Origin of the sequence: Citrobacter sp. Cb031, assembly GCF_030336725.1 — a bacterium.
Classification (GTDB): domain Bacteria; phylum Pseudomonadota; class Gammaproteobacteria; order Enterobacterales; family Enterobacteriaceae; genus Citrobacter; species Citrobacter braakii.
Genome location: NZ_JAOWDA010000021.1, coordinates 1 through 14,132, shown reverse-complemented (window position 1 = coordinate 14,132; position 14,132 = coordinate 1). Strand labels below are relative to the sequence as shown.

Here is a 14,132-nt window from a genome sequence, read left to right as displayed (position 1 = left end):
CCAATGCTCCGTTTGCCAGGGTTGGTGTGTCAGTCAATGATGTCATTGCCGAGAAATTTACGCAGCCCATCCAGATCCTTAATTTCCAGTCCTTGCTTCGTGCGCGTTACCAGTCCGGCATCCGTCAGCGCTTTCACCGCCCGCCGATAGACCCGGTCGGTGGTGCCGAATCGCTCAGCTTCCTGGTATTTTTTATGAAAACCATCCATTGGCTGCTTGTCCTGATGCTGGCGATACAGGTCATACGCTACGTTATGTACGATAGGGTAGAGCATCCGGTGCAGGAAGATTTCCAGCATATCCTGATAATCAACGGCCATTGCGCTGGCGAAAAATATCGCCAGTCTGGGGTGCTGGTTCAGCGCTTCCTCCAGACGGTCACAGTTGCATACCGCCACGGTCAGCGGTTCTTCGGCTACGATATCAAGCTGGCAACGATACCCGGTAAAAAACTCCATTTCGCCAAACAGTTGCTCATCACATTCCATTGCACCCAGTTGAAAACGGCGACCATTCTCCGCGCTATAACGCAGAGAAATTCTTCCTGACTGCACCATGATAAGTCGATCGACTACCTGTCCCTGGCGGTAAAGATAGTCATCTTCCTGGATAATCTGTGTTTCAGAGAGCAACTCCTGGAATATCTTCTCAATTAAGGCATCATCTTGCTGCCAGATATTGTGAAAACGACCTTTTGTGAGGGGCTTAAGCTGCATGGCTCAACGTCTTATTGTTTGAGATAATTCTTATCGCTGACTGTATGCCATCTGCTGCGCAATGTCATTAAGAGCGGGTTGCGGATAATAAAAGGGCCAGCACCATGCTGGCCTTGACACACTAAGGATGGCTGATAAAGCGAGACAATCGCTGGCGCAGCAGGCGGTTTTCCTGCCGCAGTTGAGCGTTCTCTTCCAGCAATGTCAGCGCAACGGCAATTCCCGGCCAGTCAAGTTCCAGCTCCTGACGCAGGCGTATCGCGCGACGCATGACGTTCAGCGCATGATCGTCAAAAGTCTCGTCTTCATGAGGTTCTATCACCCCTAAGCCGACAATCTCATGTAGCTCTTCTTCTGACACACCGGTGTACAGACAAAACTCGGTAATGGTAAAGGTGACGGTGACGTTAGCCATTATGCTTTCCCCCACTCTTTGCGCGGATCAAAGGTCTTTTGTGCATCCGCCAGCTGCTGCCACAGGGCGGCGCTGGCGTCGTCAGGTTTCGGAGGCATGACGATTTTGATCACCGCATACAAATCGCCGGTATGTTTTTTACTTACCAGACCTTTGCCCTTAATGCGTAACCGCTGCCCGGCCTGGCTGCCCGCAGGAATGGTCAGCAGGATGCTCTCTTTTAACGTCGGAACGGTTACTTTCGCGCCCAGCGCGGCTTCCCACGGCGCCAGGGGAACGACCACTTCCAGATCCTGATTAACGATATCGAACAGCGGATGTGGCGCGATATGAATCACCAGCCACAAATCACCGTTTGGCCCGCCGTTTTCACCGGGGGTGCCCTGGCCTTTCAGACGAATACGCTGACCGTTACCGACGCCAGCCGGAATTTTCACATTCAACGTTTTAGGAATTTCACGTTCGACCATGCCGAACGCATTGTAAACCGGCAGGGTGTAACTGATCGTGCGGCTATGCTCAGTAAGCGTTTCTTCGAGGAATACGGCGACTTCAATTTCAATATCGTGCCCGCGGCTGGCATGACGCTGGCGAGACTGTTGCGCATGCTGACCAAAAATGGAGGAGAAGATATCGTCGAAATCTTCGGCGTTATAGCGTTGATTCTCTCCTTGTTGGAATTGACGGTTGAACTGTGGGTCGTTGCGGTGCTGCCACAACTGGTCGTACTCGGCGCGTCGCTGTTCATCACTCAGGACTTCCCAGGCTTCAGCAACCTCTTTAAACCGGGCCTCCGCGTCAGTCTCTTTGCTGACATCAGGATGATATTTACGGGCGAGTCGACGATAGGCGGTCTTGATTGTCTTGAGATCGTCTGTCGGTTTCACGCCCATAATGGCGTAATAATCCTTTAATTCCATAGCGTTCTCTCGTGTAAATCAACACTTGCAGAAGGTGAACCCTGACAACAGGTATCACCGCTAAGTTTAGGGTAATCCTGATAACGGAGAATGCCAACCGGGAAGGGAGGATATTGCTATAAACGATGCGGGCATTGCACCACCAACAGCGCTTTTTAACGTTATGGCGTCTGTTGTGTGGTGCGAATAGTGAGATTAGCTAAACATCAGGATTTAGTGATCAGGAAGCGGACCGTATCAGCATAGTTTTGTACGAACGCGTTAAGGTCATCAGATTTCAGTCCTTTCGGATTGATCATATATTTACCGTTGATAAAAATGGCGGGCACCCCGGTTAAATCTACGGCTTTAGCCATTTCTTGCTGTTTGGCGGTTAGTGATTTTACGGCAAAACTATTCCATGCGGCATCATAATCACTGGCACTGACGCCCGCGCTGATAAATACGTTACGAATATCGTCCGCCGATTTAATGGTTTGTTTTTTCTGCACGGCATCAAAAAGCAACGGTTTGACTTTATCTTGCACGTTCAACAGCATGGCGACGGACCAGGCGTGCGTCATGTCTTGCCCCAGAGGGCCTAAAAAGTCGACGTGGTATTCGGTGAGTTTGACGTCAGCAGGCAAAACTTTTTTCACGTTATCAGTGATTTCAAAAACTTCATCGTACTGATAGCAGGAAGGACAATAGAATGAGAAAAACTTCAGCGCTGCCGGGGCTGAAGCGACGGGTTTTTCCAGTGAGATAAACTCTTTGCCGTCGGTAAATGGTGCTGCCTGAGCGCTAACGGTAAAAAGTAACCCAATCAGGGGTAATAAATATTTTTTCATTTCCATATACTCTAAATAACATTCAATAAACAAATTTTCTGCGAATGAATACGATCTTCATTGCGTCGGGCTATAATACGATAATCACCTAAAAATGCGCTGACCCTTACTTTCATTTACGCATCAATACGTAGCGGGACTGTATTTATGTACTGTTCTGCGAATATCCTTTGGTACTCTTCGTAAATAGTGAATGATCACTTCCGTGATATTTTCGCAATTACTTTGGCAATGTTATATTGTAATAAATAAAAACGGAAATATGATTAATAATCATTTGATTTATAAAACGTGAGCCGCAACGCCTTGCGCTATGTTCTGTCAACGCAGCCGTAAGATTCTCTTTTTCTTGTAGCGTGTGAATGAATAGGGTAAGTGTCTGAGATGAGCAACCAAAATGGATATCGCTATGATTGACCACCTGGATCATCTGGTATTGACCTCCAATAATGAAGAGGCATGCGTTCGTTTTTATGTCGAACTTTTAGGGATGAGGCTGGAAACCTTCGCGCAAGGGCGGAAAGCCTTCGTCTTTGGCAATCAGAAAATTAACCTCCACATTCGGGGAAAAGAGTTTGAACCCAAAGCTTACGCGCCAACGCCGGGGGCGCTGGATTTGTGTTTTATCACCACGCGTGCGCTGGAAGAGGTGATAGCCACGTTTCAAACGCACGGGGTAGATATTGTTGAGGGACCGGTTGCACGAACCGGTGCGATGGGACCGATTCGCTCGGTTTATGTCAGAGATCCCGATCTCAATCTGATTGAAATCGCGGTATATCCTGCTGATGACAGGACATAACTTTACAGCGCAAAGGTTGCCAAAACCTGGTGAGTGGTTAAGATAACTCGCATCAATCAGTGAGGGTATAATGGCGAAACGTCAACGGATGGGATGGTGGTTCCTCTGTCTGGCATGTGTTGTGGTGATGGTTTGCACCGCACAACGCATGGCGGGTCTGCACGCGTTGCAGATGGACACCGTTGCCACAAGCGTGGTCGTAAGCGCACAAGCGCAGACCGATGAGGCCTCGTCCGTTACCCCTTGTGAACTGAGCGCGAAGTCATTACTGGCGGCGCCCCCGGTACTGTTCGAAGGCGCTATTCTGGTGCTGTGTCTGCTGCTGTCGCTGCTGGCGCCAGTGCGGGCGTTTCGTCTGCCTTTTTTCCCACCGCGAGCCATCTCGCCGCCCACGCTAAGGGTACATCTGCGATTTTGCGTCTTCCGTGAATGACAGAACAGCCGTTGCTGACTGTTAGATAATTATTCACGGAGAAAATATATGATGACTGTTTTCAGGCAGGCGCTGTTCTGTCTGTTATTGCTATGGCTGCCCGTATCCTGGGCGGCTGAACCCGGCTGGCTGCGTTCACCCGATAACGATCACGCCAGCGTACGGTTACGCGCTGATACGTCCTCAGGCGGCGAAACTCGTCTGTTGCTGGATGTTAAACTGGAGGACGGCTGGAAAACCTACTGGCGTTCGCCGGGCGAGGGAGGCGTCGCGCCATCTATCGCCTGGCAAGGGGAAATACCTGCGGTCGACTGGTTCTGGCCAACCCCTGCACGCTTTGAGGTCGCTAATATCACGACCCAGGGCTATCACGATAATGTGACGTTCCCGATGGTTGTGCGCGGCAGATCGCCCGCCACGCTTAGCGGTGTTTTGACGCTATCCACCTGTAGCAACGTTTGCCTGTTGACGGATTTTCCTTTTTCCGTGACCTCCACGACCCAGGACCCGACTTTTGCGCATGACTATGCGCAGGCAATGGGGCAGATCCCGCTTGCCAGCGGCCTGACCGATACTTTGCGCGCTGGCGCACGGGCCGGCGAGCTGGTCGTCGAGGCTCACCGCGCGGGAGGCTGGACTGCGCCTGGGCTGTATCTGGACGCCGTTGATGATGCTGATTTTGGCATGCCGCAAATTCACGTCGCAGGTGAGACGTTACGCGCCACGGTACCCGTTCATGACGGTTGGGGGGAAGGCGCACCGGATTTACGCGGTAAGTCGGTCACGCTGGTGCTGGCAGATAACGGTGTTGCCCAGGAAAGTCGTCTTGCGATTGGCGAAGCCCCGGTTATTGAGAACGCCTCACTCCCATTGTGGCAGGTGGTGCTAATGGCGCTGCTGGGCGGTTTGATCCTCAACCTGATGCCCTGTGTGTTACCGGTTCTCGGCATGAAACTGGGCTCTATTTTGCTGGTTGAGGAAAAAAGCCGTCGCCAGATCCGCCGTCAATTCCTCGCATCGGTAGCCGGGATCCTGGTCTCCTTTATGGCCCTGGCGCTATTGATGACAGTGCTACGTTTAACCAATCAGGCGCTGGGCTGGGGGATCCAGTTTCAGAACCCGTGGTTCATTGGCGTCATGGTCGTGGTGATGCTGACGTTCAGCGCCAGCCTGTTCGGGTGGTTTGAATTCCGCCTGCCTTCGGCGATGACCACCACGCTGGCGACTCGCGGTGGTAACGGCTTGTCGGGACATTTCTGGCAAGGCGCATTTGCGACCCTGCTCGCCACGCCGTGCAGCGCCCCGTTTCTCGGAACGGCGGTAGCGGTGGCATTGACCGCTTCGCTGCCAACGTTGTGGGGACTGTTTATCGCACTCGGCCTGGGGATGAGCTTGCCGTGGCTGCTGGTGGCTCTGCGTCCCGGTCTGGCGCTGCGTTTGCCGCGTCCGGGACGCTGGATGAATATTTTGCGGCGTCTTCTCGGTGTCATGATGCTGGGTTCGGCTATCTGGCTTGCGACGTTGCTGCTCCCGCATTTAGGGCTGGCCGGACACGCTAGCGCTAAAGAAAGCGTGAACTGGCAACCGCTTAGCGAGCAGGCGATTGAGGATGCGCTGGCGCAACATAAGCGTGTGTTCATTGACGTCACTGCCGACTGGTGCATCACTTGTAAGGTGAACAAATACAACGTGTTGCATAAAGATGACGTACAGGCCGCGTTGCAACAGCCGGATGTAGTGGCGCTGCGCGGCGACTGGACGCTCCCTTCTGAAGCCATCACCGAATTTCTGAAAAAACGCGGCCAGGTTGCTGTGCCGTATAACCAAATTTATGGCCCCGGTCTGCCGGAAGGCCAGGCGTTACCAACGTTGTTGACCCGCGATGCGGTATTGCAAACGTTGACCGATGCCAAAGGAGTAACCCCATGAAAATAATGATTGTTCTGCTGTTAACCCTGTTTTCTGCCGTCAGCGTAGCGAAAGAGCCTGCACCGTTTACCCCGGAACAGGAAAAGCAAATTGAAGCATTAATCCAGGAGGCTCTGTTTAACGATCCCAACAGCCCGCGGATTGGCGCTAAGCAGGCGAAACTGACCCTGATAAACTTCACCGATTACAACTGCCCGTACTGCAAGCAACTGGATCCCATGCTGGAAAAAATTGTGCAGAAATATCCTGACGTGGCGGTAGTGATTAAACCGCTGCCGTTTAAAGGGGAAAGTTCGGAACTGGCGGCGCGGACCGTGCTGACTACCTGGCTTGAGCATCCGCAGCAGTTTCTGGCGCTACATGAAAAACTGATGCAGAAAAAGGGTTACCATACCGATGTCAGTATCAAACAGGCGCAGGAAAAATCGGGAGCCAGTCCGGTGACGTTGGATGCCCAAAGTGCTGAAACGCTAAGCACTAACCTGCAATTGGCGCGACTGGTGGGCGTGCAGGGCACCCCCGCAACGATTATTGGTGATGAGCTTATTCCCGGTGCGGTGCCGTGGGAAACCCTTGAGGAAGTGGTCAAAGAAAAGCTGGCGGCGGCCAATGCTCAGTAAACTGCGCCGCTGGCTGCGCGAAGGGCTGATCTTACTGGCGCTGTTGGCAGGGGCGATGCTGCTGATGGATGTCTGGCGCGCGCCGCAGCTCCCTGGCTCTTTTGACAGCACGCCTTTGCAAACGCTGGATGGTGAAACCGTCACGCTGGCGGCGCTCAGCAAAGACGAGCCGGTGCTGCTTTATTTCTGGGCGAGCTGGTGCGGCGTTTGCCGCTTCACAACGCCGGAAGTCGCCAGGCTGCGTTCGGAAGGGGAAAACGTGATGACCATTGCGTTACGCTCCGGCAGTGAAGCTGAGGTGTCTCGTTGGCTGTCGCGTAAAGGCGTGGACTTTCCGGTCATCAATGATGCGAACGGGGCAATCTCCCGCAGTTGGGCGATTAGCGTCACGCCCACGCTGGTGGTAGTGTCACAAGGTCGGGTGGTGTCAACAACCAGCGGCTGGACCAGCTACTGGGGCATGAAGCTGCGGCTGTGGTGGGCAAAAACGTTCTGATAATGTGCCGGGGAAACCCGGCATTTTTATATTATGACCCGTAAGCGGGAAGACATATTTCGTTGCCTGGCGAAGCGAGCATTGCGATTAACGTCCAGAATGGGTCATCTTCTCTTTTTCAGGAAAGTGCAGCATGACGAGTTCGTTAGCGTTTGGGCCCGCTCTGGTGATGATGATTGCCGCCACGTTTGTCCTCGCCGGGATGGTAAAAGGCGTCACTGGTATGGGATTGCCCACCGTGGCTATGGGGATCCTCGGATCGCTTATTTCGCCGGTTGCGGCGGCGGCCATGCTGTTGTTGCCTTCGCTGATTAGCAATCTGTTTCAGTTTGGCGGTGGCGGAAATACGCGTCAATTAGTCAAACGACTGTGGCCAATGTTATTGACGGTGGTGGTGGCGACACTGCTTGCCAGCGCCTGGATTACCGGCGGCGATACCACCCGTACCCAGTTTGCGCTCGGCGTGGCGCTGGTGGCTTACGCTATCTGGACGCTGGCCGGAAAGAAAATTGCAGTGGCTCCGCAGCATGAAAAACCGTACTCCCTCATCATAGGATTTGTTACTGGCTTATTGACTGGCGGAACCGGTGTATTTGTGATGCCCGCCGTGCCCTGGATCCAGTCATTGGGTTTTGAGAAAGATGAACTGGTTCAGGCGCTCGGGATCTCTTTTACGTTTTCGACATTGGCTTTGGCGCTTGGTCTGTGGTGGCACAACGCGCTGCCCGTACAGTCGTTGAGCTTATCGGCTTTGGCCATTGTTCCTGCGCTGATTGGTCAGTGGTTAGGAACCCGTGTACGACGGGTTATTTCTCCGCTCGTGTTTAAACGCTGTTTTCTGTTTTGTTTGGTCGGGTTGGGTATTGAGATGATGCTGCGTGCGGTGTGACCTGTGCGGTGACTTTAGAACGCATTCATGGCATCGTTAATTCAGACATTCAGTGTCAAAGAGGTCGCTATGGCATCAGTGATGTTAAGTGAGGAAGAGGGCGCTCTGGAGTCACGAATGGCGCTCACCGCGGCGGCGATGGCCGATAAATCGCGCTCGCGAATGTTGTGCGCCCTGATGGATGGCCGCGCCTGGACCGCGACCGAACTCAGCGCAGTGGCGGATGTGTCAGCGTCGACCGCCAGTGCGCATCTGGCGCGTCTGTGCGAACAACGTTTTGTTGTGGCGCTCGCGCAGGGCAGGCATCGTTATTTTCGCCTTGCAGGCTCCGATATCGCTGAACTGCTGGAGCGCCTGATGGGCGTGGCGTGGGCTACATCTACGCCACGAAAAATCACGACGCCGCCAGGCTTACGACATGCCCGAACCTGCTACGATCATCTCGCTGGCGAGGTGGCGGTGAGGCTGTTCGATACGCTGGTTTCCCGTCAGTGGTTAACGCCGGATGGTGAAACGCTGACCTCTCTTGGGCAGGAAAAACTGGCACAAATGGGGATTGTCCTGGCTGCGAGCGCATCGCGGCGGAAATTAACCTGCGGTTGTCTGGACTGGAGTGAACGACGTTACCATCCCGGCGGCGTGCTTGGCGCATCGCTGCTACGCTGGCTGATTGAAAAACGATGGATAAAAACGGAGCTGAGTGGTCGCCGCGTCACCTTCACCCCGCTTGGCATTCGCAAATTAGAAACCGAGTTCGGTATTAAAACGACACCGTAGATGGTGCGTTTTGCGAAAGCGTTCCGGGAAATATGTCATATTTCTGTCACACTCTGTTGTGATTGATAACAACAAGAGGTCGTAGGGATGAATAAATCGTTAATCGCCGCAGCCGTGGCAGGGGCTGTATTAATGTCAACCGCCGCGCAGGCGCAGACCGCGCCGGAAGGCTATCAGCTTCAGCAAGTATTGATGATGAGTCGGCATAACTTACGTGCACCTTTAGCCAATAATGGCAGTGTTCTTGAGCAGTCCACCCCCAAACAATGGCCAGAATGGGATGTCCCCGGCGGACAACTCACCACCAAAGGCGGCGTGCTGGAAATCTATATGGGCCACTATATGCGAGAGTGGCTGGCAGAGCAGGGGATGGTGAAATCGGGCGAATGTCCGGCGCCGGGTACGGTCTATACCTATGCTAACAGCCTGCAGCGTACGGTCGCGACGGCGCAGTTCTTTGTCACCGGTGCTTTCCCGGGTTGCGACGTCCCGGTCCATCATCAGGAAAAAATGGGCACCATGGATCCCACCTTTAACCCGGTGATCACCGATGATTCCGCCGCCTTCAGCCAGCAGGCGGTTCAGGCAATGGAGAAAGAGCGTAGCCAAATGCAGCTCAACGACAGCTATCAGTTGCTTGAGCAAATGACCGACTACAAAGACTCTCCGTCCTGCAAAGAAAAACAGCAGTGTTCCCTGACCGATGCCAAAGATACGTTTAGCGCGAAATACCAGCAGGAGCCTGGGGTTTCGGGGCCGCTGAAGGTCGGGAATTCGCTGGTTGATGCCTTCACGCTGCAATATTACGAAGGCTTCCCGATGGATAAGGTCGCCTGGGGCGAGATTAAATCCGATCAACAGTGGAAGGTTCTGTCGAAGCTGAAAAATGGCTATCAGGACAGCCTGTTCACCTCCCCGGAAGTGGCGCAGAACGTCGCCAAACCGCTGGTGAAGTATATTGATAATGCGCTGGTTACTGAACGCGTAAAAGCGCCAAAAATAACCGTGCTGGTGGGGCATGACTCAAACATCGCATCGCTGCTCACCGCGCTGGATTTCAAACCGTACCAGCTTCACGATCAGAACGAGCGTACGCCGATTGGCGGGAAGATTGTCTTCCAGCGCTGGCATGACAGCAACGCGAATCGTGATCTGATGAAAATCGAGTACGTGTATCAGAGCTCACAGCAGTTGCGTAATGCAGACGTTTTGACTCTGAAATCCCCGGCGCAGCGCGTAACGCTGGAGCTGAAAGGGTGTCCGATAGATGCGGATGGCTTTTGCCCGATAGATAAGTTCGACAGCGTGTTGAATGAGGCGGCTAAGTAAAAGAAAAACTCCCCCGTGTTCGCGGGGGAGTCTGAGCGCTAGACGTTTTTGCGTTCGATAGTCTGTTCACCCCAAAAGAGCGAATCTTTGTCTGTTTTCTTAAAGGCTTTGATGAGCACCTCGTCGCTACCTTCTTCCCAAATTTTTTCCGCCAGTTTCTCGTCATAATGCGCGACTTCAAAAATGGCTTCGGCTATTTCCGGCGATGTATTGCGCAGACTTGCCCATTCGCCGACGCGATGGGCTTTCGCTTCTTGAGTTGGCATTCGAATCCTCCTGTTGAAGATTAGCCGTTGAGTTTTACTGCCAGACCTGCGACATATTCACCCTGATAGCGGGCGATAGATAATTCTTCCTGACTTGGCTGGCGAGAGCCGTCGCCTCCGGCGATGGTGGTTGCGCCATAAGGGGTACCACCGCGAACTTGAGAAACATCAAACAGCTCTTGCGCCGCGTAACCGATAGGCACAATCACCATTCCATGGTGGGCAAGCGTAGTCCAGGTTGATGTAATGGTTTGTTCCTGACCGCCGCCGGTTCCTGTCGAGCTGAATACGCTGGCGAGTTTGCCGTACAGGCCGCCTGAAGCCCACAGCCCGCCAGTCTGGTCGAGGAAGGTGCGCATCTGACCGGACATATTGCCAAAGCGTGTGGGGGTACCAAAAATAATGGCATCGTAATCTGCCAGTTCTTGCGGGGTTGCGACTGGTGCGTTTTGTGTTTTGCCACCAGCTTTGAGGAAAATCTCCGGCTGCATGGTCTCTGGTACACGCTTAATAATTACTTCCGCGCCATCTACCTTATTTGCGCCTTCTGCGACTGCATGGGCCATAGTTTCAATGTGTCCGTACATGGAATAATAAAGCACCAGAACTTTTGCCATTTTACACTACTCCTCGAGTTAACCGTGTCCGTAGCGACTCGCTACCTACCTTTAAAGATATGACGTACTGTCAGGAGTGCAAATTTCACAATCACTTCTTTGATTTATAACAATTTTTATAACAACTTCTCTTGTTGCAAAATGATACATATTTAACCGGGTGGAATTTGGTAGTCATAAGAAAGACTTATTGATTTCTCGCTGTGATTATTTCTCTATCACCACCAATCCTGTTGCAGGATATTACAGTTAGCGGCTGCTCAGGCCACGCTTCACTATGCTTAATCCCACGCAGTTATTTTCAGGGTATCGCCCGTAACGCTGCGTGAGGTATCACTCCTCAGTACCTATGCAATATGATGTCTAATCAATGACGGAGGTCAGTAATGGCAAACCATCGAGGCGGTTCCGGCAACTTTGCGGAAGATCGCGAAAGAGCATCAGAAGCAGGTCGAAAAGGTGGCCAGCACAGCGGGGGCAATTTTAAGAATGACCCGCAACGCGCTTCAGAGGCAGGCAAAAAAGGGGGCAAAAATAGCCACGGCAACAACAAATCGTAATTGCCAGGCTAGCTGTCAGATATGCCGTGACGGCTGAGGATCAGAGTCAGACGTTACGTAGCCACCCACCGCCGCCGGTTTCTTCCGGCGGTTTTTTTTGTCTGCAAGGTTGAACTGTAACAAAACGCAACGCAGACTAACGACATTCAGTTAATCGGGTGTCTCATGTCATTACTTTCTCGTTATTCCTTCTCTGTTAAACCTCAGGAAGCGATCCTCATTGTGATCACTATGTTCTGGGGTGGCACGTTTTTGGCAGTGCAATATGCCGTTACCCTGAGCGGACCTTTTTTCTTTGTCGGCGTGCGTTTTGCCACCGCTGCGCTGGCGGTCGCGCTTTTGTCACTACGCACATTGCATAAACTGACGTGGCTGGAAGTCAAAGCAGGCGTTGCGATCGGTATCGGAATTGCGTTGGGCTATAGTCTGCAAACCTGGGGGCTACAGTTTATTCCCAGCAGTAAATCGGCGTTTATTACCGCGATGTATGTGCCGTTGGTCCCGCTTTTACAATGGCTGTGTCTGGGGCGTATGCCCGGCCTGATGCCGTGTGTCGGCATTGTGCTGGCCTTTATCGGGTTGATTTTTCTCGCCGGACCAGGAGGCAATTTGCTGGCTTTAGGTGAAGGAGAGTGGATCACACTCGCCGGCGCGGTGGCGATTGCGGCAGAAATTATCCTGATTAGCGCGTGGGCGGGAAAAGTGGATGTGCGGCGGGTAACGGTGGTACAACTGGCAACCGCTTCGATAGTGGCGTTTATTGCGATGGGACCGGCCGGAGAGACCGTACCACCGATGTCTACGGGATTGCTGGTGGTGGCGCTGGGGTTGGGGATTTTCAGTGCGATTATTCAGGTTACCATGAACTGGGCACAGCGCAGCGTTTCGCCGACGCGCGCGACGGTCATTTATACCGGTGAGCCGGTGTGGGCGGGGATCTTTGGTCGCCTGGCGGGGGAACGCTTACCGCTACTGGCTTTGCTCGGCGCAGCATTCATTATTGTTGGCGTGCTGGTCAGCGAACTGAAGTTCAAAAAGAAAAAAGGGGTAGTGCAAGAGGCACCGCCGGAGTCGCTTTAATTTAACCATTCACCGCGTGATTTGGTATGCTGACGCCCTCACAAGAAGGAGAGGGCGCATGGTCCAACGCGCAGAGAAAAAAACAGGTAAGCGCTCGCAGGCCGTCAGTGCAAAACGCCAGGCCATATTAACCGCGGCATTAAATATCTTCTCCCAATATGGGATCCACGGCACGCGTCTCGAACAGGTCGCTGAGCAGGCGGGTGTGTCAAAAACGAATCTGCTTTATTACTACCCGTCAAAAGAGGTGCTCTATATTGCCGTTTTGCGGCAAATCCTCGACGTCTGGCTGGCTCCGTTGAAGGCTTTTCGCGAAGACTTTGCGCCGCTGGTGGCCATTAAAGAATACATTCGCCTTAAGCTGGAAGTGTCGCGCGATTACCCTCAGGCTTCACGACTGTTTTGTATGGAGATGCTGGCAGGTGCGCCTTTATTGATGGCTGAATTAACGGGCGATCTCAAAACGCTAATTGATGAGAAATCGGCGCTGATTGCCGGTTGGATCAAAAGTGGGAAACTGGCTCCGGTCGATCCGCATCATCTGATTTTTATGATTTGGGCTTCAACCCAGCACTACGCCGACTTTGCCCCACAGGTAGAGGCGGTAACGGGCGCAACGCTGCGTGATGAAGCCTTTTTTAACCAAACGGTGGAGAGCGTGCAGCGGATGATTATTGAAGGGATCCGCGTGCGTTAACTGGCTGGCGGTAACGGACAGCTTAAATCGCCCTCTTCGCACTGTAAGAGTGAGGCGAGAAACGCTTCACGCTCGTTGGTTTTATCCGTCAGACACTGGCTGGAAATCATCGCCTGGACGCTACCGCCTTCGGTGCCGGAACTGATTAACGCGCAGTCCGCATCGCGCAGGGTTATCCATGAGATTTGCGCTTTTTTCAGTAAATCGCGCTGGGTCGGGGCGGCGCGCTTAAGCGCATTCTGATAAGTGTCATTAAGTTTGGTGTCGGCCGCCTTAAACTGCTCTGCCGCACAGGTGTTCATCTCAATCTGAGTGTTCGCGTTGGCGCAGTCATCCGCCAGCGCCTGGCCGCTCAACAGCAGCGCTGCACATGTCAGTACGATTCGTTTCATGCTTCCCTCTGGCTCCATAAAAAAGGCCCCGTTACCGGAGTCATGCTTGTCAGTTAACGAGGATGAGTGGCACATACGGAGGTAATGAATCTGTTGCCTCCGGTATATTGCTACGTTCACCTTATGTTTGTCACTTCTCTGAAACGATCCTCCCTGTGAACGTGTTAAGGGTACTATCGCCGTACCTTTAACAATCCCGGCTCCCGGCGGGAAAATTGCCACTTCGTGGTCCCCTCCGTTTATTCCTCCAGGCTACCGGGCCGGGCGCGAGGAAACTTCCCTGTAAAACGCGCCCTGAACCCGCATCCCTGCGGGTTCTCCCGGCCTTACGGAAACACGTCGGCAATTTTCAGCCGGACCAGCC

General features: G+C 53.0%; 18 protein-coding genes. 11 read left to right on the top strand and 7 right to left on the bottom strand.

Annotated elements, in window-relative coordinates:
• Positions 1 to 29: 29 nt before the first annotated feature.
• From OGV93_RS04545 to dsbA, 4 genes are all read right to left on the bottom strand, one after another.
• Positions 30 to 716 carry a Crp/Fnr family transcriptional regulator gene (locus OGV93_RS04545; RefSeq protein WP_016152569.1) on the bottom strand — a complete coding sequence of 229 codons (687 nt, stop codon included), beginning with the start codon at positions 714 to 716 and terminating at the stop codon, positions 30 to 32.
• 121 nt (positions 717 to 837) lie between these two features.
• Positions 838 to 1,131 carry a chaperone modulator CbpM gene (cbpM, locus tag OGV93_RS04540; protein WP_016156156.1) on the bottom strand — a complete coding sequence of 98 codons (294 nt, stop codon included), beginning with the start codon at positions 1,129 to 1,131 and terminating at the stop codon, positions 838 to 840.
• Positions 1,131 to 2,051: a curved DNA-binding protein gene (cbpA, locus tag OGV93_RS04535; protein WP_016152571.1), complete on the bottom strand. Its 921-nt coding sequence runs from the start codon at positions 2,049 to 2,051 to the stop codon at positions 1,131 to 1,133. Before cbpA ends, cbpM begins: the two co-directional genes overlap by 1 nt.
• Positions 2,052 to 2,257: 206 nt before the next feature.
• Complete coding sequence (dsbA, locus tag OGV93_RS04530; protein WP_016156157.1) at positions 2,258 to 2,881, bottom strand: thiol:disulfide interchange protein DsbA; 624 nt, start codon at positions 2,879 to 2,881, stop codon at positions 2,258 to 2,260.
• Positions 2,882 to 3,278: 397 nt separating this feature from the next.
• On the opposite strand from dsbA, the gene OGV93_RS04525 reads away from it, so the two are divergent.
• From OGV93_RS04525 to agp, 8 genes are all read left to right on the top strand, one after another.
• Positions 3,279 to 3,683: a VOC family protein gene (locus OGV93_RS04525; protein WP_016156158.1), complete on the top strand. Its 405-nt coding sequence runs from the start codon at positions 3,279 to 3,281 to the stop codon at positions 3,681 to 3,683.
• Positions 3,684 to 3,753: 70 nt separating this feature from the next.
• A complete protein-coding gene (locus OGV93_RS04520) occupies positions 3,754 to 4,116 on the top strand; it encodes a hypothetical protein (protein WP_016152574.1) in 363 nt (120 codons plus the stop codon).
• Between the two features lie 48 nt (positions 4,117 to 4,164).
• Positions 4,165 to 6,045 carry a protein-disulfide reductase DsbD family protein gene (locus tag OGV93_RS04515; protein ID WP_103929109.1) on the top strand — a complete coding sequence of 627 codons (1,881 nt, stop codon included), beginning with the start codon at positions 4,165 to 4,167 and terminating at the stop codon, positions 6,043 to 6,045.
• Complete coding sequence (locus OGV93_RS04510; RefSeq protein ID WP_046274457.1) at positions 6,042 to 6,665, top strand: DsbA family protein; 624 nt, start codon at positions 6,042 to 6,044, stop codon at positions 6,663 to 6,665. The genes OGV93_RS04515 and OGV93_RS04510 overlap by 4 nt, the downstream gene beginning before the upstream one ends.
• Positions 6,655 to 7,161 carry a protein disulfide oxidoreductase gene (locus OGV93_RS04505; RefSeq protein ID WP_016152577.1) on the top strand — a complete coding sequence of 169 codons (507 nt, stop codon included), beginning with the start codon at positions 6,655 to 6,657 and terminating at the stop codon, positions 7,159 to 7,161. Before OGV93_RS04510 ends, OGV93_RS04505 begins: the two co-directional genes overlap by 11 nt.
• Positions 7,162 to 7,294: 133 nt before the next feature.
• Positions 7,295 to 8,050 (top strand): sulfite exporter TauE/SafE family protein, encoded by a 756-nt coding sequence (locus OGV93_RS04500; RefSeq protein WP_019076436.1) that lies wholly within the window; start codon positions 7,295 to 7,297, stop codon positions 8,048 to 8,050.
• A 69-nt stretch (positions 8,051 to 8,119) separates the two neighbouring features.
• Positions 8,120 to 8,827, top strand: coding sequence for an ArsR/SmtB family transcription factor (locus tag OGV93_RS04495; protein WP_016152579.1), 708 nt, complete (start codon positions 8,120 to 8,122; stop codon positions 8,825 to 8,827).
• Positions 8,828 to 8,914: 87 nt separating this feature from the next.
• The gene (gene agp, locus OGV93_RS04490; RefSeq protein ID WP_016156163.1) at positions 8,915 to 10,156 is read left to right on the top strand and encodes a bifunctional glucose-1-phosphatase/inositol phosphatase; all 1,242 of its coding nucleotides are present in this window, start codon (positions 8,915 to 8,917) and stop codon (positions 10,154 to 10,156) included.
• Positions 10,157 to 10,194: 38 nt separating this feature from the next.
• On the opposite strand, the gene OGV93_RS04485 is transcribed toward agp, so the two are convergent.
• Both OGV93_RS04485 and wrbA read right to left on the bottom strand, forming a co-directional pair.
• Positions 10,195 to 10,422 carry a YccJ family protein gene (locus OGV93_RS04485; protein ID WP_016152581.1) on the bottom strand — a complete coding sequence of 76 codons (228 nt, stop codon included), beginning with the start codon at positions 10,420 to 10,422 and terminating at the stop codon, positions 10,195 to 10,197.
• Positions 10,423 to 10,442: 20 nt separating this feature from the next.
• Positions 10,443 to 11,039: an NAD(P)H:quinone oxidoreductase gene (gene wrbA / locus OGV93_RS04480; protein ID WP_003832057.1), complete on the bottom strand. Its 597-nt coding sequence runs from the start codon at positions 11,037 to 11,039 to the stop codon at positions 10,443 to 10,445.
• 386 nt (positions 11,040 to 11,425) lie between these two features.
• Here wrbA and OGV93_RS04475 point away from each other — a divergent pair, with 386 nt between their 5' ends.
• The 3 genes from OGV93_RS04475 (at position 11,426) to rutR (ending at position 13,376) form a co-directional block, all read left to right on the top strand.
• Positions 11,426 to 11,599 (top strand): con-10 family general stress protein, encoded by a 174-nt coding sequence (locus tag OGV93_RS04475; RefSeq protein ID WP_003036022.1) that lies wholly within the window; start codon positions 11,426 to 11,428, stop codon positions 11,597 to 11,599.
• A 165-nt stretch (positions 11,600 to 11,764) separates the two neighbouring features.
• Entirely contained in the window at positions 11,765 to 12,679 is a 915-nt protein-coding gene (locus OGV93_RS04470; RefSeq protein ID WP_287109407.1) for a DMT family transporter, read from the top strand.
• Positions 12,680 to 12,737: 58 nt separating this feature from the next.
• Entirely contained in the window at positions 12,738 to 13,376 is a 639-nt protein-coding gene (rutR, locus tag OGV93_RS04465) for an HTH-type transcriptional regulator RutR (RefSeq protein WP_016152583.1), read from the top strand.
• Here rutR and OGV93_RS04460 read toward each other — a convergent pair.
• Complete coding sequence (locus OGV93_RS04460; protein ID WP_016152584.1) at positions 13,373 to 13,768, bottom strand: lysozyme inhibitor LprI family protein; 396 nt, start codon at positions 13,766 to 13,768, stop codon at positions 13,373 to 13,375. The genes rutR and OGV93_RS04460 overlap by 4 nt on opposite strands.
• Between the last annotated feature and the right edge of the window lie 364 nt (positions 13,769 to 14,132).

What these genes read in the sequence shown, in the direction of transcription:
- OGV93_RS04545 (WP_016152569.1), bottom strand. Translation starts at nt 716, where the DNA reads ATGCAGCTTAAGCCCCTCACAAAAGGTCGTTTTCACAATATCTGGCAG.
- cbpM (WP_016156156.1), bottom strand. Translation starts at nt 1,131, where the DNA reads ATGGCTAACGTCACCGTCACCTTTACCATTACCGAGTTTTGTCTGTAC.
- cbpA (WP_016152571.1), bottom strand. Translation starts at nt 2,051, where the DNA reads ATGGAATTAAAGGATTATTACGCCATTATGGGCGTGAAACCGACAGAC.
- dsbA (WP_016156157.1), bottom strand. Translation starts at nt 2,881, where the DNA reads ATGAAAAAATATTTATTACCCCTGATTGGGTTACTTTTTACCGTTAGC.
- OGV93_RS04525 (WP_016156158.1), top strand. Translation starts at nt 3,279, where the DNA reads ATGGATATCGCTATGATTGACCACCTGGATCATCTGGTATTGACCTCC.
- OGV93_RS04520 (WP_016152574.1), top strand. Translation starts at nt 3,754, where the DNA reads ATGGCGAAACGTCAACGGATGGGATGGTGGTTCCTCTGTCTGGCATGT.
- OGV93_RS04515 (WP_103929109.1), top strand. Translation starts at nt 4,165, where the DNA reads ATGATGACTGTTTTCAGGCAGGCGCTGTTCTGTCTGTTATTGCTATGG.
- OGV93_RS04510 (WP_046274457.1), top strand. Translation starts at nt 6,042, where the DNA reads ATGAAAATAATGATTGTTCTGCTGTTAACCCTGTTTTCTGCCGTCAGC.
- OGV93_RS04505 (WP_016152577.1), top strand. Translation starts at nt 6,655, where the DNA reads ATGCTCAGTAAACTGCGCCGCTGGCTGCGCGAAGGGCTGATCTTACTG.
- OGV93_RS04500 (WP_019076436.1), top strand. Translation starts at nt 7,295, where the DNA reads ATGACGAGTTCGTTAGCGTTTGGGCCCGCTCTGGTGATGATGATTGCC.
- OGV93_RS04495 (WP_016152579.1), top strand. Translation starts at nt 8,120, where the DNA reads ATGGCATCAGTGATGTTAAGTGAGGAAGAGGGCGCTCTGGAGTCACGA.
- agp (WP_016156163.1), top strand. Translation starts at nt 8,915, where the DNA reads ATGAATAAATCGTTAATCGCCGCAGCCGTGGCAGGGGCTGTATTAATG.
- OGV93_RS04485 (WP_016152581.1), bottom strand. Translation starts at nt 10,422, where the DNA reads ATGCCAACTCAAGAAGCGAAAGCCCATCGCGTCGGCGAATGGGCAAGT.
- wrbA (WP_003832057.1), bottom strand. Translation starts at nt 11,039, where the DNA reads ATGGCAAAAGTTCTGGTGCTTTATTATTCCATGTACGGACACATTGAA.
- OGV93_RS04475 (WP_003036022.1), top strand. Translation starts at nt 11,426, where the DNA reads ATGGCAAACCATCGAGGCGGTTCCGGCAACTTTGCGGAAGATCGCGAA.
- OGV93_RS04470 (WP_287109407.1), top strand. Translation starts at nt 11,765, where the DNA reads ATGTCATTACTTTCTCGTTATTCCTTCTCTGTTAAACCTCAGGAAGCG.
- rutR (WP_016152583.1), top strand. Translation starts at nt 12,738, where the DNA reads ATGGTCCAACGCGCAGAGAAAAAAACAGGTAAGCGCTCGCAGGCCGTC.
- OGV93_RS04460 (WP_016152584.1), bottom strand. Translation starts at nt 13,768, where the DNA reads ATGAAACGAATCGTACTGACATGTGCAGCGCTGCTGTTGAGCGGCCAG.